Raw genomic sequence first — 21,253 nt, forward strand, 5'->3', positions numbered from 1 at the left:
TTCACCGCTCACCCGGCACGAGGAGGCAGCACCATGAAACCGCACGGGAGCTTACGGCGCGTGCGCCGACGATTATCTGCGGCTCTTGCCGCGCTGACCGTCTTCGCCGGCTTGGCCGCCTGCGGGGTGTCCAGCGGCGCGGATTCCTCCGGTCGGCCCGATGAGCTGCATGTTCTGGTCGAGGCGATGCAGCCGGTGTTCGACCAATGGCAGGGCGGGGTGTCCACGCAAGGCGTGCTCCTGCTGGTCAACGAACCCTTGATCCGCTACGACGGGGAAGGCTTCCAGCCGAACGTGGCCGAGTCGTTCGAACAGGTCACGCCCACCAAGTTCGTCTTCACCCTGCGCGACGGCGTGCGATTCAGCGACGGGAGCGAGCTGACCGCCGAGGACGTGAAGTTCACGTTCCAGCAGGCGATGCGCGACGACCACATGAGCACCACGCACATCGTCATGAAAACCATCAAGTCGATCGCCGTCTCCGGCAACACCCTCACCGTCGAGCTCGCGAGGCCCCACTCGCTGTTTCTCTACACGGTCGCCCGGACCGGCATCGTCAGCAAAGCGTTCTACGACAAGCACGGGGACAAAGTGGGCACCCCGGACGTGGGGCAGCTGGGCACCGGTCCGTACCAGCTGATCAAGTTCGAGCCCAACAAGACGATGACGATCGGGCGCAACCCGCACTACTGGGGTGACGAGGCGGCGTTCTCGTCGATCACCTTCACCATCGTGTCGGACGATTCGGCACGGCTGCTGGCGCTGCACTCCGGAGAGGCCAACGCGATCTTCGAAATCCCCACCGGCCAGATCAAAGCGGTGCGGACCGTCGAGGACTTCACGTTCACCACGATCGACGGCACGTCACTGATCATGCTGATGATGGACGTGACGAAGCCGCCGTTCGACGATCCGGACGTGCGCGCCGCAGTCCGGCACGCCATCAACCGTCAAGGCCTGGTCGACTCCGCGCTGGCAGGCAACGGGCAGGTGGCCCGCACCCTGGTGTCGGTGTCCACGCTCGAACGCGTCGCGAGCAAGCAAGCGATCGAGAACACCCTTGGCAAGTTCGACAAGGCGAACGCGTTCGATCCCGACCTGGCGAAACGACTGCTGCGCAAGGCCGGGAAGCCGAATGGGTTCAGTGTGACGCTCCCTGTCGAGTCCGCCGACGCGGACGCCAGTCTTGTGGCGCAAGCGCTGGCGCAGGATCTCAAACGGGTAGGAATCGACGTCCGGCTCGAGCAGAAGGGTGACGACTACGTCGACGTCATCCTGCGCGGCAAGCACGAAGGCCTCCTGCTGTTCCAGTTCTCCAGCAACGCGCCCGACCCGGTCATGCCGATGGACTACTTCGTCCCGGCGAAGTCGCACCTCAACCTGACACGTCAGAACACCCCGGCCGCCGATGCGGCGGTGGCCCGCAGCCACGCCATCCCGGTCGGCGACCCGAAGCGTGGGGAAGCGCTCCTGTCCGGGCTGGCGGCTTACCACGCCGTGGGCGCGTCGCTGCCGCTGGCGATTCCCGACATGACGTTCGGCCTGAAGAAGCCAATGACGATCAACGGATTCACCAACTACTGGTGGATGCAGCGCTGGGATCTGCTGGTGGGGGTGAACCGATGACCACCGCCGAAGCCCCGGTAGCCGCCCGCAAACGCCCAGGCATCCCAGCAGGCTTGCTGCGCTACGTGCTGCTGCGGATCTCCGCATCGATCGTGGTCATGCTCGTGGTGAGTTTCGTGGTGTTCCTGTTCGTCCATGCCGCTCCGGGCGGACCGGAATACGCCATCGCCGGCAAGCTGGCGACCGAGGAACAACTGGCGAACATCCGGCAGATCTACGGCTTCGACCGGCCGCTGCTCGACCAGTACTGGACGTATCTCGGCCAGCTGTTGCAAGGCGAGCTCGGTGAGTCGGTGATCCAGCGCAGGCCCGTGGCCGCCCTGCTCGGCGAGGCGGCTGCAGTCACGGTGCCGCTGCTGGTGTTCACCTGGGTCATCGCGCTGGTGGCCGGTGTGGCGATCGGAGTCGTCACGGCCCACCGGGCGGGGTCCCGTGTCGACCGGTTCGCGCTGGGCATGACGACGCTCGCGGCAAGCACTCCGGCGTTCGTCCTCGGCACGGTGGTCGCGTGGTTCTTCGGTATCGAGCTCGGCTGGTTCCCGGCGCTGGGGATCGGCGACGGGGGCCTCGACACCGTCGCCCACCTCGTCCTGCCCGCGACCACCATGGCAATTGCCGTGCTGGCCATCACCACCAGGATCAGCCGGGTCCGGATCGGGCAGATTCTCGCCGAGGACCAGGCGCTGTTCGCCCGCGCCAGGGGCCTCGGACGCTGGTGGACGCTGCGCAACGTCGTGCTGCGGAACGCGGGTGTCCAGCTGATAACGCTGTCCGGCACCATCGTGGTCAGCCTGTTCACCGGGTTGATCCTGGTCGAGCGCGTGTTCAATCTGCCGGGCATCGGCAGCCTCATGGTGGAAGCCATCCACGACCAGGACATGCCCGTCATCCAAGGCGTGACGCTCTGCGCGGCGTCGCTCGTCGTGGTGGTCAATCTCGTCGTCGACCTGCTCTGCATGCTGGTCGATCCCCGTCTTCGCCTTCGATTGGAGTCCGCACGATGACCGCGGTGCCACACTCCACGCTCACGTCCAGCCGTTCTCGCGCGGCCCGCCTCCCGGTGCCGCGGATCCCGGTCCTGACCACGCTGGCCGGGCTCTTCCTGCTCGCCGTCGCGGCCTGCGCGATCTTCCCGGGCCTGGCTCCGGTGGACCCCGGCGCCATCGACGCCGCCGCCAGCCTGCAAGGGCCGAGCGGCGAGCACTTGCTCGGCACCGACCAGCTCGGCCGCGACATGTTCTCGCGGATCATCGCCGGAGCCCGGACGTCGCTGCTCGGCCCGCTCCTGCTGGCCGTCGGCGTCACCGTCGTCGGCACGCTGCTGGCCGTTGCGGCGGGCTATTTCGGTGGCCGCATCGACGCCGTGATCAGCCGAATGGTGGACCTGCTGTACTCGGTGCCCGCCCTGCTGGTGGCGATCGTGGTCGCCGGGGTCACCGGTGGAGGATTCGGCATCACGTTGGCGGTCCTGATCGTCTTCGGTCTTCCGCTGCACGTGCGCAACCTGCGCGCCGCCGTCATGGAGCGCGCGCATCTGCCGTACATGGAGGCCGCGGTCACGCTCGGCCTGCCCACATGGCGAGTCGTCCTGACGCACCTGGTGCCGACCATCGTGCCGAACATGGTCGCCACGTTCTTCCTGGTCTTCACCTACGGCGTGGTGGAGTTCTCGTCGCTGTCGTTTCTCGGCCTCGGCTCCCCGCCCGGGGCGCCCGACTGGGGCCGGATGGTCTCGGACAACCGGGCGACGATCTTCACCAACGTGTGGCCCGCCGTCGTTCCCGCGGTGGCGATCGTCCTGCTCGCCGTCTCGACCAACCTGATCGGCGAATACCTGCAGCGCAAGCACGACCAGGCGAGGAGACAACGATGAACCCGACCATCGCCGCCGGCCGGCAGGCCGGTCTGGCCACGGACTCACTCAGCGTCTGGCTCGAGCAGGGCCGGGCCCGCAGGCCGATCGTGGAGTCGATCAGCCTGCGAGTCGCACCCGGGGAGTCGATTGCGATCGTCGGCGAGTCCGGTAGCGGCAAGTCCGTCACCGCCCGCGCGCTTCTTGGCCTGTTGCCGCCCGAGCTGACCAGCGAGGGCGACGTGAAGGTCGCCGGCACGTCGTTCTTGCGGCTCAGCGAGGCGGCGCGGCGACGGTTGCGGGGCAACGAGATCGCCTTCATCATGCAGGACCCGTTCACCATGCTGAATCCGGTGATGAAGGTCGGTGACCAGGTCACCGCGGCACTGCGGGGCGCAGACGGGCGCAAGCTGTCCAGGGCGGAGCGGCGAGCCGAGGCCGTGGCCAGGCTGAACGAGGTCGGCATCACCGATCCGGCCGTGGTCGACAAGTACCCGTTTCAGCTGTCCGGCGGGATGCGGCAGCGGGTGGGGATCGCCGCCGCGATCGCGGAGAACCCGCGGGTGCTGATCGCCGACGAGCCCACCACCGCCCTGGATGTCACCACACAGCAGGAAGTACTGAAGCTGCTCGACCGGCTGCGCAGGACCCACGAGCTGGGTCTGATCCTGATCACCCATGATCTCCGTGTCGCGTTTGCCACCTGCGACCGCGTCTACGTGATGTATGCGGGACAGATCGTGGAAGCGGGGCAGACGGACGCCATCCGCGCCCGGCCGCGACATCCGTACACGGCGGCGTTGCTGGCCGCCGAACCGCCGCTGGATCATCGGGTGCCGCGGCTGATGACGATTCCCGGCTCCGTCCCGTCGCCCGGCAGCCGGCCGGACGGGTGCCGTTTTGCCCCGCGCTGCCCCTACGCGGTAGCCGCCTGCACCAGTTCGCCGGTGTCACTGCGCACCACTGATGAGTCCGGGACCCATCGGGTTCGGTGCGATCGTGCCGATGAGATCACCCTGGTCACCGACGACATGACCGGCCGTCCCGCTGCCGGTGCGGAGACGGTCCAGCCGGGCGACCTCCTCGTCAAGATGCGTGGCGTCCGCAAGAATTTCCAGGACAAAGTCGCGGTCGACGGTGTCGACGTCGACGTGTACGCCGGGGAAAGCGTCGGGTTGGTAGGGGAGTCCGGCTCGGGCAAGACGACGCTGGCTCGCATGATGGTCGGGCTGACCCGGCCCAGTGCGGGAAGTGTCCGGGTGGGCGGCGTGGAGCTGGCCGCGAAGCGGGTGTCCAGGCAGCAATGGGCGATGGTGCGCGGGCTGGTCCAGATGGCGTTCCAGGACCCGATGTCGACGCTGAACCCCACCAGGACGATCGGATCCACGCTCCGTGAAGGCCTGCGCCTGGCCGGGGCGGACGATCTCGAGACGGCCACCTCCGAGCTGCTGGAACGGGTCGGACTGCCTGCCGGATATGCCCGCCGCTGGCCGGGGCAGTTGTCCGGTGGGGAGCGCCAGCGGGTGGCCATCGCTCGCGCGCTGAGCCGCAACCCACGCATCGTGGTGTGCGACGAGGTCGTCTCCGCCCTCGACGTCTCCGTCCAGGCGCACATCCTGAACCTGCTTCGCGAGCTACAGGCCGACCTCGGGCTGACCTACGTGTTCATCACCCACGACCTCGCCGTCGTCCGGCAGATCACCGACCGAGTGTACGTGCTCAACCACGGCAAGGTGGTCGAGTCCGGCCCGACACCGGACGTCCTCGACCGGCCCCAGCACGACTACACCAAGCGGCTGATCGCCTCGATTCCGCGCGTCGAGCAGTAGCGCCTGGGCGGACACCGTGCCACGACCGGCAAGACGGCATCACTTCACCCAATATGGGATGCAATACGTGATAAACTGGATTCATTCGTCCGGAAGGAGAAGGTCGACGCGATGAGCTTCAGCACCGTCAAGGTGGCGGAGACCGCAAACGGGCCGATCGCCTACCACGAGCTCGGCTCGGGCGAGGTCCTGCTGATGCATCACGGCGGGGAGTCCCATCGTGGCCAGTACGCCGGCTTGGCCCCGCTGCTCGGCGAGGGCATTCGCGCCATCTCGTACGACCAGCGGGACGTGGGCGACAGCTTCCGCTGCACCGAGCCCTACGAAATCGGCGACATCGCCGACGACAGCGTGGCCCTGCTGGACGCCCTTGGGATAGAGCGAGCCCACATCATGGGGTTCTCATTCGGTGGTGCGGTGTCGCTGCACGTCGCGATCCGCCACCCCGACCGCGTGCAGAGCCTGATCTGCGGAGCGGCCCCCGCGAGCTTCCGGAACGTCAACGAGTTCACCAAGGCCGCTCTGGCCCGTCCGCCCGAGGAGCGCTTCGACATCATGGTCCAGGCCATCCTCAGCCCCGCCGGCCAGTCCGACCCGGCGCAGCTGGAGCGGTTGCGCACGATGATGGCCGGGCAGGTCAGCGACCCCGATTCGTACCGGATCCAGTCGCTGCGGGCGCACGACCTGGACGAGGAGCTACGGACCATCAAGGCGCCGACGCTGCTCATCTACGGTGCCGACGACCCGCTGGTCAGGCCCGAGGACGGACGGTTCATCGCGGAACGAATCCCCAACGCCACCTTCGTCTGCCTGCCCGACGCGCGGCACGGCCTGAGTTCGGAGTTCAAGGAACCCGTCGCCCGGCTCGTCCGGGAACACGTGCTGGCGAATCGCACCGATTCGTGACCGCTGTTCACCTCACCACAGGATCGGATCACTCATGAAAGTTCTGGTAACCGGGGCCGGTGTGGCCGGCCTGTCCGCCACCATCACCCTGCAGCGCCGCGGCCACACGGTCACCTTGATCGAACAGGCACCTGCCGTCCGGACGACCGGCTCGCCGATCGACGTGCGCGGCGATGCCCTGGACATGGTCCGGGAAATGGGCATCTACCACGAGATCCGAGCTGCCGAGATCAGCATGACCGTCGGCACGGAGTACGTCGACGACGAAGGAAAACGCATTGCGGGCTTCTCCACCAGGTACGCCAACGACCGGCCAGACGACATCGAGATCCCCCGGCCGAAGTTGATGCCGATCCTGGCCGGAGCACTCGAGGAGAACACCGATGTGCGGTTCTCCACCACGGTCACCGAGCTGTCCGACAACGGCGACTCGGTCCACGTCGTGCTGAGTGACGGGACCGAGGACGACTACGACCTGGTCGTGGGCGCCGACGGCATTCACTCGCGGACCCGCGCGCTGGTGTTCGGCCCGGAAGAAGACTATGTCAACTTCCTCGGGGTCTACGTCGTCCTGGCGCCGGTCGGCCCACCCGCGCCTGCCGGCACGCCTGGGCAGATGCACTTGGCGCCCGGCCGGATGCTCAGCTTGCTGCAGACGCCGAGCGAGGAGATCGTGGCCGGGTACTTCCGGTCGCCGAAGCTCGACATCGACTACCGCGATCAGGCAGCTGTCCACGAAGTCCTGCGCAGCGTCTACCGGGACGACGTGTGGCGGATCCAGGAGCTCGTCGCGCGTATGGGCGAAAGCGATGGCCTGTACTTCGACGAATGCGGTCAGACCAAGATGCCGGCGTGGTCCAAGGGCCGGGTGGTACTGGTCGGTGACGCGGCCCACTGTGCCTCACCGCTGTCCGGGCGTGGCACATCGCTTGCCATCAGCGGCAGCTACTTCCTCGCCGAGGCACTGGAAAAGCACCCGAACGACCATGCGGCCGCTTTCGCCGAGTACGAGAAGCGCCAGCGCCCCTACGTGGACCGTGCGCAAGCCGGCGTCGAGGGGTCGATCGACCGCAACGTGCCCGCGACCGCCGAGGCCATCGCGGCGTACCTGCAGGAAGTGCGCGAACTCGAAGCCAGCAGGCTGTGACCAGACGACAAGGAGAAATCATGAACTCGACACCGCAGGGGTTTTCCACCGACCCGGGAAACGAACTGATCTTCGCCAACGAGCACGTGCGGGTGTGGGCGATGACGCTGCAGCCAGGTGAAGCGATCTTCTACCACTCGCACCAGTACGACCACCTGATCCTGTGGCCACAGCCGGGCCGCGCCGCGTCGATGGAGTTCGACGAGGAAGAAGAGTTCAGCCATGTCCAGAACGCCGAGGCGGGCTACGCGTTCTTCAAGACCGTCGGCCGGCATGGTGGCCTCAAACCGCACCGGCTGAAGAACCTCGAGGACCACCCGGTCACCCACTACATCATCGAACTGGTGCGGGAGTCGGCGACCGAGGAACCGGGCAAACCACAGTCCAACGGCCGCGGGCTGTCCGGTCGCGACCACGACATCATCGACCCGAACGACTTCGTCGAGCCCAAGGAGAAGCGCGTCACGTATGCCTGGGGCTGACCAGCTGCAGCGCAACGACGCCCGTCGCGCCGCGCAGGAACGTGTCCGGGACCGCCTCGCGGTGCTGCTGGCGGTGAACAGCGGAGCGACGGACGCCATCGGATTCCTGGCGCTCGGCGGAGCGTTCGCCAGCGTGATGACCGGGAACATGGTGATCACCGGCGTCGGCGCGGCGACGGCCGACGGGAGCCTGATCGTGCTGGCGGTCAGCGCGATCATCAGTTTCGTCGTCGGGTGCGCCCTCGGCGCACGGCTGGCGGGCTTGCCGCAATCCGGTGATCCGGTGTGGCCGGCCGCCGTCACCCGTGCGCTGGCGGTGCAGACCGTGCTGACCGTGATGCTCTCGGTCGTCTGGTGGGTCACCGGGCCCGAGCGTGGCGAAACAGTGCGCTTGATCCTGCTTGGCGGGCATGCTGTGGCGCTGGGCCTGCAGAGCAGCACCGTGCAGCGCTTCGGCGCCAGGGGCTTGTCGACGACCTACCTGACCGGCACGCTCACCGGACTCGTCGTCCGGCTGGCGACGGGAGGGGGTGTCCGCAGCGTCGGGCGCAACGCCGCGTTGTTGCTCGGGCTGATCGGCGGAGCCGCACTCGGCGCGGTGCTCACCGCGAAGGCATGGGCGCTGGCACCGCTGACGCAACTGGTGCCCCTGGTGCTGGTCCTCGCGCTGGGCGTGGTACTGCCGTCTGGCAGTAGACGTTTCGGGCGGACCACCCCAAGCTGATCACGCGAGTGGATGCATAATCCTCCCGTTACATACCAACAGCCGGGGTGAGGATTCCATCGCGAGGAGTGCGTATCCCATATGGACGACATCGAGGGTTCTGAGTCGATCAGCGACCGGGTGGCCGAGGAGCTGCAGCGCCGGATCCTCAACGGCGTCATTCCGGTCGGGTCGTGGTTGCGGCACAACTCGATCGCGGAGGAGTTCGGGGTGAGCCGAACCCCGGTCCGGGAAGCACTCCGAGTCCTGCACGCCCGGGGCATCGTCACGATCGTCAAGAACCGGGGTGCCCGGGTGAACGGGCACTCCGGCCGGGACGTGCGCGAGCTGGGAGAGGTCCGAGCGGCCATCGAAGGGCTGGCGGCCGAGCTGGCCGTGCACCGGATCAACGACGCCCAGGTGCTGCAGATGCAGCGCGCGCTCGACGATTTCGCCGACGCCATCGAGCGGTACACCGGCAGCCCCGAGCTGTCGGAGTCGGACGAGGCGAACGAGCGCTGGGCGAAGGCCAACAGCGACTTCCACGGCGCGATCGTGGCCGGGTCGGGCAACCGGCAGCTGATGCTCAGCCTGGAAGACATCGGCCGCAGGCTCCCGCTCAATTCGAGCTACCCGGCGTACAAGGGCAACACGCGGTTGCTGAAGCAGAACCTGCAGGAGCATCAACGAATCGCCGAAGCGATCCTGGCGCATGATGCCGAAGCGGCGCGGCGGGCGATGGTCGACCACATCAAGTCGGCCAGCGAGTCGCTGGCGCGCTACGTCGAGGAGCACGAGCGGCGGGCATGAACCGGGGCGTCCCGAACGTCCGTAACGGGCGGCATCTGTGGCTGGGACCGGCTCTCGGTATGGCCGTCCGGCGCGAGTGAGACGCTGAAGCCACGGCGAGCGGTCGCCCGCGAGGACTCTGACGCAATTCATCTTGACGCGCCGTCCATGCCGCCGCGGCAGATCGAACGGGCCGATCCAGCGCGCAACTGCTGCAAGATCTCGCCCCTGCTCAGCGCGTCTACCGGCTGGCAGTGGATCGGTGCGCTGACCATGAATTGGGTGGTAGGGGGCGGCGGCGTGGGCACGGTGTCCGCCGTTTCACCGACTTGGCAGGTCCGGCTCACCCGACGCCGGGACATCCGGTGTCCGCTGCCCAGCCCGCACGCTCGCCCGGTTCGGCTGCTGTGGCTGAGCACCCGCCAGCCGTCTGTATCCGGGCGGACGTTGTCCGGATGTGGTCGATGACTGGGTTGGCCAGCTGTTCTACCGCGCCGATGTCGATGCGACGGTTGCCGCTGTGGTCTGTTCGCAATCGACAGGCGGCACTCAAGTCGACTCATCGGCGCGGGAGCGAGCGGAGTGTACGCGGAGAGATGCCGAAAGGCGGCTACGAAGGCTGCAGGGACGCCATCGAAGTCGGGGGAGAGTCCGCCGCACTGGTCGAATCGATCAACGCCACCCGTGCCGAACGCGACGCAGCCAGGGCGGTCCTCAGCACGGCAGCAGTCAGCGACGCCATCGCAGAGGCTGAGATCTACGCCATGATCGACTCGCTGGGCGACGTCCGAAATGCCTTGAACACGGCAAGCCAGAGCGGCTTGCCGAAGCCTACTCGACGCTGGGCTTGAACGTCCTGCACGCGCCCGAGGACAAGATCGCGTCTGCAACCATGCAGCCCGCAGCGCGGGTGAACTAGCAACCGTGTCCGGAGGGGGACTTGAACCCCCACGCCCTTAACGGGCACTAGCACCTCAAGCTAGCGCGTCTGCCATTCCGCCACCCGGACTTTGCGGCGTCCAGGGTAGCGGATGCGGCAAGATCAATGCCACGGGGGGTCCCGTTGACGTTCACCACGGCGCGGCGCAGTCGGCCTCACCACGCGCAGCGGCGGGCAATGGTAGGAATCCCTATGTGTGCGCCCACCACGAAAGCCCGGCCGCTGCCGGCGGGATCGACGCCGCCGCAGCCGAGTCCGTCGTGCTGACCAGTGAACTCATCCAGATCGACTCGACCAACACCGGTGATCCGGCCACCGTCGTGGGGGAGCGGGAAGCGGCCGAGTACGTGGCCGCCAAGCTCCAGGAGGTCGGTTACGAAACCGAGATGGTCGAGTCCGGTGCCCCGAACCGGTGCAACGTGTTCGCCCGGCTGCCCGGGGCCGATCCCGGCCGCGACGCGTTGCTGATCCACGGTCACCTCGACGTGGTGCCCGCGGACCCCACCGAGTGGTCCGTGCACCCGTTCTCCGGTGCCATCCAGGACGGCTACGTCTGGGGCCGCGGCGCGGTCGACATGAAGGACATGCTGGGCATGACGCTGGCCATTGCCCGGTACTACAAGCGGGAAGGCATCGTGCCGCCGCGCGATATCATCTTCGCCTTCCTGGCCGACGAGGAGGCCGGCGGCACCTACGGCGCACAGTGGCTGGTCGACAACCGCCCCGACCTGTTCGAGGGCGCCACGGAAGCCATTGGTGAGGTCGGCGGGTTCTCCATCACGCTCAACAACGACCAGCGCGCCTACCTGATCGAGACCGCGGAGAAGGGCATCCGGTGGATGACCCTGCGAGTGCGGGGGCGGGCCGGGCACGGGTCGATGATCAACCACGACAATGCCGTGACGAAGCTCGCCGAGGCGGTCGCCCGGCTCGGCAATCACCGCTTCCCGCTGGTGCTCACCGACTCCGTCCGCGAATTCCTCGCCGGCGTCTCGGAGATCACCGGCCTGGAGTTTCCCGAGGACGACCTCGACGCCGCAGTGGCCAAGCTCGGCAACGTCTCCCGTGTCATCGGTGCGACCCTGCGCGACATGGCCACGCCGACGATGCTCAAGGCCGGCTACAAGGCCAACGTCATCCCGTCGGTCGCCGAGGCCACGGTGGACTGCCGCATCCTCCCCGGCCGCATGGAGGCGTTCAACCGGGAACTGGACGAGATCCTGGGGCCGGACGTCGAGCGCGAGTGGCTGGAGCTGCCCCCGGTCGAGACGACCTTCGACGGCCCGCTGGTCGAGGCGATGAAGGCCGCGGTGCGGGCGGAGGACCCGGAGGCGCACACGCTGCCGTACATGCTCAGCGGGGGCACGGACGCCAAAGCACTCAGCAAGCTCGGCATCCGCTGCTTCGGGTTCGCCCCGCTCAAGCTGCCCGCCGACCTGGACTTCACCGCGCTGTTCCACGGGGTCGACGAGCGCGTCCCGGTCGACGCGCTGAAGTTCGGCACCCGCGTGCTCGACCGGTTCCTGCGGAGCTGCTGACGCGCTACGGTCGCGTCAGGTGATCAGCCCGGGCAGGCCCACGTTGGAAGGCTGCTGCTTGCGGCGCAGCCACACCCGGCGCGACCCGTCGGCGTACAGCCGCACGTTGGACAGCTCCCAACCGGAGAACTCCGCATGGATGGCCAGCTGCATGGCAGCCGTCGGTCGTGACACGCCAGGCGGAATGCGCAGCCGACGGTACTCCCACTTCCCGTCGACCACCGCCGTCTGGTTGTCCCCGTCGTCCACCGCCCCGGTAGTCACGGTCGAATCACCTGGTTCCCTTCGCCGGCGCCCGAAGCCACCAGCACGTCACCTGTGTGTGCATCGACCGTAACCGAATTCGGCTGCCGTACGGTAGGGAACCGATATCGTTCCTGCGGCTCGCCACCCGCGACGTCGAACCCGACGACCTCGTTCGTCTCGGTGACCGTCACCCAGGCGACGTTCCGCCGCGCGTCGTAGGCGATGCCGTAAGGCGACCCCGGCACGGGATAGCGCTGCCGCAGCAGCAGCGGCTCGAGGCTGAAAGCCAGCAGCGCCCCGCGCCGGGTGTCCACCACCAGCACCCGCCCGAACTCGTCGACAGTGCCGTTCGTGGCGCCTTGCCCCGCCCGCAACCCGAGCCGCACCTCGCCGGCTTCCACGTCCACCTGGAAGAGCGCGCTGCGCAGCCGGTCCAGCACCGCGGCATGCCCGTCGGCGACGAAAACCTGGTCCGCGCTCGCCAGGTCGTCGGTGATCATCTTCACGCGCTTGCCGCCACGCCGGACCTCGATGCCGTCCCTGCCGCGTGCGATCAGCGTCCATTCGCCGAGCCGAGCCGTGCGATGCGCCTGCTGAAGCGGCTCACCCGGCCGGACCGTGCCCGCAGGCTCGGTCGTGGTGGCGGGGGAGCGGGCCGGGGTGGCGGCGACCAGCTTGTCCGTGACCTGCAGGGGATCGTCCGGCATGCTGGTGCCGTCACCGCCGTCCGCGCACCCGGTCAGCGCCAGCACGGCTACCAGCAAGCTGGCCACCGCGCGCTCAGCCACGGCGTTGCTCCGGATATCCGAACTCGATGGCACTCACGTCGTCCAACGCCGCGGTGATCTCCGCAGGCAGCTCGAGCTCCTCCGCCGCCAGTGAAGCGGCCAGCTGGGCGGTGTCACGGGCGCCGACGATCGGTGCCGCGACAAGGTCCCGGTCGCGTACCCAGGCAAGGGCCACCGCCAGCGGTGACGTTCCCAACCCTTCCGCCGCGGTGGCTACCGCCTCCACGATGCGAGATGCCCGGTCGTTGCGGTGATGATCGACATAGCCGGCATAGCCGGGATCCGCGCCGCGCGAGTTCGGCGGCGTCCCGCCGCGGTACTTGCCGGTCAGCACTCCGCGTCCGAGCGGCGCCCACGGCAACAAGCCCACGCCGAAATGCCGGGCAGCAGGCACAACCTCGCGCTCGATCCCGCGCTCCAGCAGCGAATACTCCGACTGCACCGACACGATCGGGTTCGGCCCGCCCTGCTGAGCGGCCGCCGCGGCGGCCAGCTGCCAGCCGGTGTAGTTGCTGACCCCGAAGTAGCGCACCTTGCCGGTGGCGACCGCGTGGTCCGCCGCCGCCAAGGTTTCCTCAAGCGGCACCTGGCCGTCCCAGACGTGGACCTGCCACAGGTCGACGTGGTCCACCCCGAGCCGCCGCAGCGACCCGTCCAACGCATTCAGCAGCGCACCGCGCGACGCCCCGGAACCGAACGGTCCGTCGTTGCGTTTCGCCGCCGCCTTGGTGGCGATGACGATGTGGTCACGCGGCACCACGTCGTCGAGCAACCCACCGAGGATGCGTTCGCTCTCGCCGTCGCAGTACACGTCGGCGGTGTCGACCAGGGTGCCGCCCGCCTCGACGAAGGCCGCCAGTTGGCTGGCCGCCTCGTCGGCGTCGGTGGCCTCCCCCCAGCTCATCGTGCCCAGGCCCAGGCGGGAGACCCGCAGACCCGAATTGCCCAGCCGCCGTTGCCGCATGCAGGCAGCCTATGTCAGCGATGATCGCTTCGCGCCACCCCCGTGCGGTGGCGAGTCGCACGAGCCATAGAGTCCGTGCCCGTGCGACTCGGACTGAACGTGGGGTACTGGTCGAGCACGGCCGCCAATCCGGCCCGCGCGCAAGCCTGGCTCGACGTGGCCGTCGAGGCCGAACGGTTGGGCTACTCCTGCGTGTGGGTCGCCGAGGCGTACGGCTCGGACGCTGCCACTGTGCTCGGCTACCTCGCCGCTCGCACCAGCACGATCGACCTGGGCGCTGCGGTGTTCCAGATCCCCGCACGCACGCCCGCCATGACCGCCATGACGGCCGCCACGCTGGACACCCTGACCGGCGGCCGGTTCCGTCTCGGCCTGGGGGTCTCCGGGCCGGTCGTCTCGGAAGGCTGGCATGGCGTCCGCTTCGACGCACCGCTGGAACGCACCCGCGAGTACGTCGAGATCGTGCGGCGCGCACTACGCCGGGAGAAGCTGCGCTATTCCGGCAGGCACTACACGCTGCCGCTGCCGGACGGCCCAGGCAAGCCACTGCACCTGCAGTTGCGGCCACCACGCGCCGAGCTGCCGGTGTATCTGGCCGCCATCGGCCCGCGCAACCTGGAACTGACCGGCGAGATCGCCGACGGCTGGCTGCCGGTCTTCTTCTCGCCCGAGCACGCCGGCGAGCAGGTGCGCCACCTGCGCGCCGGTGCCGACGCCGCCGGGCGGCCCCTCACCGGGCCGGGCGGCTTCGACATCGCTCCGTCGGTGCCGGTGGTGGTGGGCCCGGACTGGCGCAAGTGCGCTGACGCCGTCCGCGGCTACGCCGCCCTCTACCTCGGCGGAATGGGCAGCCGGGAGAAGAACTTCTACAACGCGCACGCCCGCCGCATGGGCTTCGAGCGCGAGGCGGACGAGGTGCAGCGGCTCTACCTCGAGCGCAACTACCAGGCGGCGATGCAGGCGATCCCGGTGGAGTTCCTGGACGCCACGTCGCTGCTCGGTCCGGTCGACCGCATCGCCGACCGGCTGCAGGCGTACGCCGATGCCGGTGTCGGCACCCTCAATGTCCTGCCGTTTCCGGCAGGCGGTGGTTCAGGTTCGCTCGACGCGGTCGCGACGCTGCGCGCGGCCGCCGAGGCATGTGACAAGGCAGGAGTCTCGTAGTGGGGTGGTTGGAAGCGGCAATCTTGGGCATCGTGCAGGGACTGACCGAGTTCCTGCCGATCTCTTCGAGCGCACACCTGCGGATCACCGCGGCCCTGGCCGGCTGGGGTGACCCGGGTGCGGCGTTCACCGCCGTGACGCAGATCGGCACCGAGCTTGCCGTGGTGATCTACTTCGCGGGCAAGATCGGGCGGATCCTGCGTGCCTGGTTCTTCTCCCTGTACCGGCGTGACTACCGGCATCACCCGGACGCCCGGCTGGGCTGGTTGATCATCGTCGGCTCGATCCCCATCGTGGTGCTGGGCCTGCTGTTCCAGGAGCAGATCCACTCGGTGTTCCGCGACCTGCGGCTGACCGCGATGGTGCTGATCGTCTTCGCCGTCCTGTTGTGGCTGGCCGACCGTTACGGCAGGCAGGTCCGCGACCTCGACCACTTGACCGTCCCGCACGGCCTCGGCTTCGGGTTCGCCCAGGCCATGGCGCTCATCCCGGGGGTGTCCCGCTCCGGTGGCACGATCACCGCGGGTCGGCTGCTGGGCTACAAGCGGGCCGACGCCGCCGAGTACGCGTTCCTGCTGGCCGTCCCCGCGGTCCTGGGTTCGGGCATCTACGAGCTGCGCGAGATCGGCAACGGCGCCTCACCGGACTGGGGTCCGACGCTGCTGGCCACCGTCGTGGCGTTCGGCGTCGGCTACGCGGTGATCGCGTGGCTGATGGCCTACATCAAGCGGCACAGCTTCCTGCCGTTCGTGATCTACCGCATCGTGCTCGGCGTGGTCCTGCTGGTGCTGGTGTTCACCGGGGTGCTGGATCCGCAGGCGGGTCCGGACATCTGATCCTTGCCGCCCGGGCCACGAGCCGGAATCTGCGGCTAACCTGAACCACGTGGGCACCGTGATCATGCTGCGGCACGCTCGCTCGACGGCCAACGGTGACGGCGTGCTGGCCGGGCGCCTGCCCGGTGTCGGGCTGGACGACCACGGCCGCGGGCAGGCCACCGACCTGATCGGGCGGCTGGCCCAGGTGCCGCTGGCCGCGGTGGTCCATTCGCCGCTGCAGCGGTGCGCGGAGACGGTGCTGCCGCTGACCAGGGAGCGCAACCTCGAACCGATCGTCGAGGAGCAGCTGTCCGAGGTCGACTACGGCGAGTGGTCCGGGCGCAAACTGTCCGACCTGGTGGAGGAGCCGCTGTGGCGGGTGGTGCAGCACAACCCGTCAGCGGCCGTCTTCCCGGGCGGGGAAGGGCTCGCCGACGTCCATGCGCGCGCCGTGGCCGCGGTGCGCAGGCTCGACGCGGCCATCACCCGCGAGCACGGCGAGCACGCGGTGTGGCTGTTGTGCTCGCACGGCGACGTGATCAAGGCCCTGCTCGCCGACGCGCTGGGCCAGCACCTGGACTCGTTCCAGCGCATCGTGATCGACCCGGCGTCCATCTCGGTGGTCCGCTACAGTCCGCTGCGCACGTTCGTGCTGCGGGTCAACGACTGTGGCGGCTCGCTGGAATCGATCGTCCCGAGGCCGGACGAGAAGAAGCCGGGGCAGGGGAGCGGTTCGCCCGCGGACGGATCCGACGCGGTCGTCGGCGGAACGACCGGAGCCTGACACGACGAACGGCCCGGCGGGCCGGAACGCCCTGCCGGGCCGTCGCACGCGCGAGGCGCTGGATCAGATCAGGCCGAGGTTGCGCACCGCGTCCCGCTCTTCGGCCAGTTCCTGCACGGAAGCGTCGATCCTGGCACGGGAGAACTCGTTCAGCTCCAGGCCCTGCACGATGGAGTACTCCCCGTTGGCGCAGGTGACCGGGAACGACGAGATCAGGCCCTCCGGCACGCCGTAGGAGCCGTCGGACGGCACGGCCATGGACACCCAGTCACCGTCCGGGGTGCCGTTGACCCAGTCGTGGATGTGGTCGATGGCCGCCGATGCCGCGGACGCGGCCGACGAGGCGCCGCGCACCTCGATGATCTCGGCGCCCCGCTTGGCCACCCGCGGGATGAACTCGTTCTCCAGCCACTGCTGGTCGTTGACCACCTCGGCGGCCGGCTTGCCGTTGACCTCCGCGTGGAACAGGTCCGGGTACTGGGTGGCCGAGTGGTTGCCCCAGATGGTCATCTTCGAGATGTCGGCCACCGACACGCCGAGCTTGGCCGCCAGCTGCGCTTTGGCGCGGTTGTGGTCCAGCCTGGTCATCGCGGTGAACCGCTCGGCGGGCACGTCCGGCGCGTTCTGCTGCGCAATGAGCGCGTTGGTGTTCGCCGGGTTGCCGACCACCAGCACCTTCACGTCGTCGGCGGCGCCCGCGTTGATCGCCTCGCCCTGTGGCTTGAAGATCCCGCCGTTGGCCTCCAGCAGGTCCCGGCGCTCCATGCCCTTGGTGCGCGGCCGGGCCCCCACCAGCAGCGCCACGTTGACGCCGTCGAACGCCTTGCGCGGGTCGTCGAAGATGTCCACCCCGGCCAGCAGCGGGAAGGCCGCGTCCTGCAGCTCCATCGCGGTGCCCTCGGCCGCCCGCATCGCCTGCGGGATCTCCAGCAGCCGCAACCGCACCGGCCTGTCCGCGCCGAGCAACTGGCCAGAAGCGATGCGGAACAGCAGGGCGTAGCCGATCTGGCCAGCCGCACCAGTGACGGTGACGTTGACAGGGGCGTTGGTCATGAGCACTCCTATGCGCGACGTCGAATCGTTGCGGATGCTATCCCACCCAGAGCGCCTGGGCACCGCCTCCGGGCGGCGGTGTAGCGTTCATCTCCGATATGGAACAGTCTCGACGCGAGGTGCGCGCAACATTCGTTGCCTCGCGCCTGCCGCTGCGCACGATCGCCGCCGGAACGGTCGGCAGCGTGCTGATGATGCTCGCCGCGCTCGGCGCGGGCGGGATCCTGATCTCCGACCCGGTCATCGGAGCGGGCCCGCTGTCGTGGATCCGCTACGGGCACGGCCGATGGCTGGCCACCTGGGTGCTGTACGCCGGGTTCGGGCTGACCGTGCTGGCGTGGATCCGGCTCGGCCGGTACGTGCTGCGGGGCAAGGCCGACGCGACCGCGGTGCTGGTCGCCGCGGCGTGCTGGATGGCCCCGCTGCTGATCTCGCCGCCGCTGTTCACCCGCGACGCGTTCGTCTATCTCGCCCAGGGCGCCCTGCTGTACGACCTCGACCCCTACACCAACGCGCCGAACATGGTCGAGGGCCTGCCGACCGTAGTGCAGAACGTCTACACGGCGTGGCAGAGCACCCCGTCGCCCTACGGTCCGCTCTTCCTGGCCATCGCCAAGGGCGTGGTCACGCTGACCGGCGACGACCCCATCCTCGGCGTCATCGTGCTGCGGCTGGCCCTGCTGCCCGGCCTGCTCGCCCTGGTCTGGGTGCTGACCAAGCTCGCCCCGCACCTCGGCGGACGGGCGGCGATCGCGCTGTGGCTGGCCGTGGCCAGCCCGATGATGGTGGTGCATCTGTGGGGTGGCCCGCACAACGAGCTGATCATGCTGGCCTTCCTGGCCGGTGGCGTACTGGCCGCGCTGCAGCGCAAGCACCTGCTCGCGGTGTTCCTCGGCACCCTCGCCATGCTGATCAAGCCGACCGGCGCGCTGGTCCTGCCGTTCATCGTGTGGATCTGGGCCAACCATCTGCCCGCCGAGCGCGGGCGGGTGCGCAACTTCGTCACCGCTTTCGTGCCCGCCGTCGGCCTGTTCGCCGTGGTCTACGCCGCAGGCACCTGGTTGTCGCTCGGCTCGATCAATTTCGGCTGGCTGGGCGCCCTGGACGGCCCGCAACTGATCAAGAACTGGCTGAACTTCCCGACCGGGATCGGCCAGCTGCTGCACTTCGTGGCCGACTTGTTCGTCGACGTCCCGCAATCGCCGTTCGTCACCGGGGCGCGCGGGGTGGCCTGGCTGGTGCTGGCCTGCTTCGCGACCTGGCAGTGGTGGCAAGCACGCAACGGCGGGGTCACGGCCGTCAAGCACCTGGCGATCACGCTGCTGGCGGTCGCCATGCTGGCACCGCCGACGCTGCCGTGGTACTTCTCCTGGGCCCTGGTGGTGGCGGCCGGCTTCACCTGGACGCCACGGGCCATGGCCGTGGTGGTCGGCGGCTCGGTCTTCCTCGTGCTGGCCTTCTACCCGACCGGGGAGCAGGCGCTCTACAACTGGTGGTACATGGCCATGGTGTTCGTGGCCATGTACCTGGCGGCGCGGGCCATGGTGCAGCCGGAACCGCTGGCGCTGCGGGAGCTGCTGGCGCGGGGGTGGCAGGAGATCCGCCCGCGCCGAGCAGCCCCCAGCGCCACCGCCGAGGCCGGCGAGCAGCCGCGACGCAGCCGAACGCCCGACCGCTAGCGCTCCAGCCGCAGCGTCGGCACACCGGCCGGCTCGAATCCGAACACCTGCCCGTAGAAGGACAGCTCGGACTCCAGCGCGGTGACGATCGACTCGGCGCGCCGGAACCCGTGCTGTTCGCCTTCGAACGCCACGTAGGCGTGCGGGATGCCGCGGCCCCGGATGGCGTCCACGAACGCTTGGGCCTGCTCCGGCGGGCACACTTCGTCCTCCAGGCCCTGCAACAGCAGCACCGGGCAGGCCAGCGAGTCGGTGTGGGTGATGGGGGAGCGGTCCACGTACTTCTGGCGGTCCTCCGGCAGCGTGCCGACGAGGCCGAACAGGTACTGGGATTCGAAGTCGTGGGTACCGCCCTCGACGAAGCCGAGCATGTCGATGACCGGGAACATGATCGTCGCGGCCGCATACGTCGTGCACGTCACCGCCGACAGCGCCGACGTGTAGCCACCGGCGCTGCCGCCCCGGATGCCGAGCCGCTTGCCGTCGGCCGTGCCCTCGGCCGCCAGTGCCTTGGCGACGGCTTCGCAGTCGGCGACGTCGACCACGCCCCAGTTGCCGCGGAGCCGGTTCCGGAAGGCCCGTCCGTAGCCGGTGGAGCCGCCGTAGTTGACCGCGACCACGCCGATGCCGCGGCTGGTGAGGTAGGCGATCTGCAGGTCGGCCGTGGGGCTGACCGCGCTGGTCGGCCCGCCGTGCACGTGAACCACGTACGGCGGCAGCTCGCCCTCCGGGGCGGCGAAGTCGGGATTCGTCGGCGGGTAGACGAACGCCGGGACGTCCCCGTCCGGTCCACTGAAGAAACGCTCCTGCGGTTCTGGCAGGTACTCGGCCGGGGGCAGCTCGGTGGTGGGATGGCTGAGCGTGGCCACGGCCGACCCGGCATCCAGGTCGACGGTCACCACCCGCCCGAGCTGCTTCGGGCCTGCGGCGACGCCGGCGATCCGGCCACCGCGCGCAGCCAGCGACGGTGCCCACGACGGGAGGTCGACGTCGACGTCGGTGAGGGTGCCCGCTGCGGGGTCGAGCACCGCGGGCCGCCCCTTGCGCAGCAGCACGTACTTGCCGGCGTGCTCGCCGCCCAGCGGTGCGAACCAACGGAGGCCGAGCGTCCACAGCGGCCCGCCGTGTTCCTCCTCCGCCGCGAACAGGCACTTGGTCGTCATCCCGTCGGCGGAGAGGGTGAGGCGGTGCAGGTTCCACCAGCCGTCGGGGTCCATGAGCGCCAGCAAGGAACCGTCGGCATCCCAGGCGACCTGACAGACCGAGACGTCCCGGCCACCGGCCACCACGCGGTGTGGTCCGAACGTGCCGTCCGCCTGCACCTCCGCCACAACCAGCTCCGTGGAGTCCCATGGCATGTTCGGGTGGTCCCAGCCGATCCACGCGGCCAGCCGACCGTCTGGCGACAGGTGCGGCGCGGTCATGAAATGGTGACTGGCGCCCAGCCTGCGCACCTCGCCGGTCAGCGTCACGGCCACCAGGTCGCGTACCACGTCCGTGGGATGCGGTCCGGTCACGGTCTCCCGCACCATCCATGCCTCGCCGGGCAGCCCGGGCTGCAGGTCGCTGTAGCGGTACCCGTGCGGGCGATCCGGCTCGGGTGTCAGCGGCCGCGGCTTCGCCTGCTCGTCCACGGAGACGGCGTAGACCCGCTGATCGTCCCAGTTGGTGAACACCAGCGTGCCGTCGACGGCTGTCCACGGCTGGCCGCCGTACTCGTGCACCCGATTGCGGGCGTTCCACGGAGCAGGCAGCAGCTCTTGCGGCCCGTCGGGTGTCTGCCGCACGACGGTGTAGCGGCCGCCCTCGGTGCTGCGCGGCTCGACCCACCACACCTCGTCACCGACGAATCCGGTCCACTGCGGCGGCCTGCCGACTTCCGCGGCCTGCTGTGCGGTGATAGGGGATGTCCAGCTTCCGTACGGGGCAATCGTCGTCACGGCAG

20 protein-coding genes and 1 tRNA gene are annotated in these 21,253 nt (G+C 69.0%); 15 read left to right on the top strand and 6 right to left on the bottom strand.

Annotated features, from left to right (window positions below; translation table 11 throughout):
- The first annotated feature begins 33 nt into the window (after positions 1 to 33).
- The 10 genes from CXP56_RS00950 (at position 34) to CXP56_RS00995 (ending at position 10,185) form a co-directional block, all read left to right on the top strand.
- The gene (locus CXP56_RS00950) at positions 34 to 1,626 is read left to right on the top strand and encodes an ABC transporter substrate-binding protein (RefSeq protein ID WP_286899201.1); all 1,593 of its coding nucleotides are present in this window, start codon (positions 34 to 36) and stop codon (positions 1,624 to 1,626) included.
- Complete coding sequence (locus CXP56_RS00955) at positions 1,623 to 2,630, top strand: ABC transporter permease (protein WP_028845981.1); 1,008 nt, start codon at positions 1,623 to 1,625, stop codon at positions 2,628 to 2,630. The genes CXP56_RS00950 and CXP56_RS00955 overlap by 4 nt, the downstream gene beginning before the upstream one ends.
- Complete coding sequence (locus tag CXP56_RS00960) at positions 2,627 to 3,499, top strand: ABC transporter permease (RefSeq protein ID WP_051309386.1); 873 nt, start codon at positions 2,627 to 2,629, stop codon at positions 3,497 to 3,499. The genes CXP56_RS00955 and CXP56_RS00960 overlap by 4 nt, the downstream gene beginning before the upstream one ends.
- Positions 3,496 to 5,307 carry a dipeptide ABC transporter ATP-binding protein gene (locus CXP56_RS00965; protein ID WP_028845979.1) on the top strand — a complete coding sequence of 604 codons (1,812 nt, stop codon included), beginning with the start codon at positions 3,496 to 3,498 and terminating at the stop codon, positions 5,305 to 5,307. The genes CXP56_RS00960 and CXP56_RS00965 overlap by 4 nt, the downstream gene beginning before the upstream one ends.
- Before the next feature lie 111 nt (positions 5,308 to 5,418).
- A complete protein-coding gene (locus CXP56_RS00970) occupies positions 5,419 to 6,213 on the top strand; it encodes an alpha/beta fold hydrolase (protein ID WP_051309383.1) in 795 nt (264 codons plus the stop codon).
- 34 nt (positions 6,214 to 6,247) lie between these two features.
- Positions 6,248 to 7,360, top strand: a complete 1,113-nt coding sequence (locus CXP56_RS00975; RefSeq protein ID WP_028845977.1) for an FAD-dependent monooxygenase — start codon at positions 6,248 to 6,250, stop codon at positions 7,358 to 7,360.
- Positions 7,361 to 7,380: 20 nt separating this feature from the next.
- Positions 7,381 to 7,842 carry a hypothetical protein gene (locus tag CXP56_RS00980; protein WP_051309379.1) on the top strand — a complete coding sequence of 154 codons (462 nt, stop codon included), beginning with the start codon at positions 7,381 to 7,383 and terminating at the stop codon, positions 7,840 to 7,842.
- Positions 7,829 to 8,566 (top strand): DUF1275 family protein, encoded by a 738-nt coding sequence (locus CXP56_RS00985; protein WP_051309377.1) that lies wholly within the window; start codon positions 7,829 to 7,831, stop codon positions 8,564 to 8,566. The genes CXP56_RS00980 and CXP56_RS00985 overlap by 14 nt, the downstream gene beginning before the upstream one ends.
- An 81-nt stretch (positions 8,567 to 8,647) precedes the next feature.
- Positions 8,648 to 9,355 (top strand): GntR family transcriptional regulator, encoded by a 708-nt coding sequence (locus CXP56_RS00990; RefSeq protein ID WP_028845976.1) that lies wholly within the window; start codon positions 8,648 to 8,650, stop codon positions 9,353 to 9,355.
- A gap of 575 nt (positions 9,356 to 9,930) precedes the next feature.
- Positions 9,931 to 10,185 (top strand): hypothetical protein, encoded by a 255-nt coding sequence (locus CXP56_RS00995; protein WP_028845975.1) that lies wholly within the window; start codon positions 9,931 to 9,933, stop codon positions 10,183 to 10,185.
- A 74-nt stretch (positions 10,186 to 10,259) separates the two neighbouring features.
- Here the strand turns inward: CXP56_RS00995 and CXP56_RS01000 are convergent.
- Positions 10,260 to 10,343: transfer RNA gene (locus CXP56_RS01000), tRNA-Leu, on the bottom strand.
- Positions 10,344 to 10,468: 125 nt separating this feature from the next.
- Between CXP56_RS01000 and CXP56_RS01005 the strand changes: the two genes are divergently transcribed.
- On the top strand, positions 10,469 to 11,812 hold the full coding sequence (locus CXP56_RS01005) for a M20/M25/M40 family metallo-hydrolase (RefSeq protein WP_286899211.1): 1,344 nt from the start codon (positions 10,469 to 10,471) through the stop codon (positions 11,810 to 11,812).
- A gap of 15 nt (positions 11,813 to 11,827) precedes the next feature.
- Here the strand turns inward: CXP56_RS01005 and CXP56_RS01010 are convergent, their stop codons facing one another.
- Genes CXP56_RS01010 through CXP56_RS01020 form a run of 3 tightly spaced genes read right to left on the bottom strand, consistent with a single transcriptional unit; the run spans position 11,828 to position 13,810 of the window.
- The gene (locus CXP56_RS01010) at positions 11,828 to 12,076 is read right to left on the bottom strand and encodes a DUF5703 family protein (RefSeq protein ID WP_245566502.1); all 249 of its coding nucleotides are present in this window, start codon (positions 12,074 to 12,076) and stop codon (positions 11,828 to 11,830) included.
- Positions 12,073 to 12,846, bottom strand: a complete 774-nt coding sequence (locus tag CXP56_RS01015; protein WP_051309375.1) for a YncE family protein — start codon at positions 12,844 to 12,846, stop codon at positions 12,073 to 12,075. The genes CXP56_RS01010 and CXP56_RS01015 overlap by 4 nt, the downstream gene beginning before the upstream one ends.
- Complete coding sequence (locus tag CXP56_RS01020) at positions 12,839 to 13,810, bottom strand: aldo/keto reductase (RefSeq protein ID WP_286899216.1); 972 nt, start codon at positions 13,808 to 13,810, stop codon at positions 12,839 to 12,841. Before CXP56_RS01020 ends, CXP56_RS01015 begins: the two co-directional genes overlap by 8 nt.
- Before the next feature lie 81 nt (positions 13,811 to 13,891).
- On the opposite strand from CXP56_RS01020, the gene CXP56_RS01025 reads away from it, so the two are divergent.
- The 3 genes from CXP56_RS01025 to CXP56_RS01035 are packed head-to-tail and all read left to right on the top strand — an operon-like array spanning position 13,892 to position 16,576.
- On the top strand, positions 13,892 to 14,974 hold the full coding sequence (locus tag CXP56_RS01025) for an LLM class F420-dependent oxidoreductase (protein WP_286899218.1): 1,083 nt from the start codon (positions 13,892 to 13,894) through the stop codon (positions 14,972 to 14,974).
- Positions 14,974 to 15,810 carry an undecaprenyl-diphosphate phosphatase gene (locus tag CXP56_RS01030; RefSeq protein ID WP_028845970.1) on the top strand — a complete coding sequence of 279 codons (837 nt, stop codon included), beginning with the start codon at positions 14,974 to 14,976 and terminating at the stop codon, positions 15,808 to 15,810. The genes CXP56_RS01025 and CXP56_RS01030 overlap by 1 nt, the downstream gene beginning before the upstream one ends.
- 49 nt (positions 15,811 to 15,859) lie before the next feature.
- Positions 15,860 to 16,576, top strand: a complete 717-nt coding sequence (locus CXP56_RS01035; RefSeq protein WP_028845969.1) for a histidine phosphatase family protein — start codon at positions 15,860 to 15,862, stop codon at positions 16,574 to 16,576.
- A gap of 63 nt (positions 16,577 to 16,639) precedes the next feature.
- Here CXP56_RS01035 and CXP56_RS01040 read toward each other — a convergent pair whose 3' ends face one another.
- Positions 16,640 to 17,629, bottom strand: coding sequence for a malate dehydrogenase (locus CXP56_RS01040; RefSeq protein ID WP_028845968.1), 990 nt, complete (start codon positions 17,627 to 17,629; stop codon positions 16,640 to 16,642).
- 119 nt (positions 17,630 to 17,748) lie between these two features.
- Between CXP56_RS01040 and mptB the strand changes: the two genes are divergently transcribed.
- Entirely contained in the window at positions 17,749 to 19,308 is a 1,560-nt protein-coding gene (gene mptB / locus CXP56_RS01045) for a polyprenol phosphomannose-dependent alpha 1,6 mannosyltransferase MptB (protein WP_245566501.1), read from the top strand.
- On the opposite strand, the gene CXP56_RS01050 is transcribed toward mptB, so the two are convergent.
- Positions 19,305 to 21,248: a prolyl oligopeptidase family serine peptidase gene (locus CXP56_RS01050; protein WP_286899223.1), complete on the bottom strand. Its 1,944-nt coding sequence runs from the start codon at positions 21,246 to 21,248 to the stop codon at positions 19,305 to 19,307. The two genes, mptB and CXP56_RS01050, sit on opposite strands and share 4 nt — an antisense overlap.
- Positions 21,249 to 21,253 lie beyond the last annotated feature (5 nt).

The sequence above is a fragment of the Thermocrispum sp. genome (genome assembly GCF_002919275.1).
Taxonomy (GTDB): domain Bacteria; phylum Actinomycetota; class Actinomycetes; order Mycobacteriales; family Pseudonocardiaceae; genus Thermocrispum; species Thermocrispum agreste.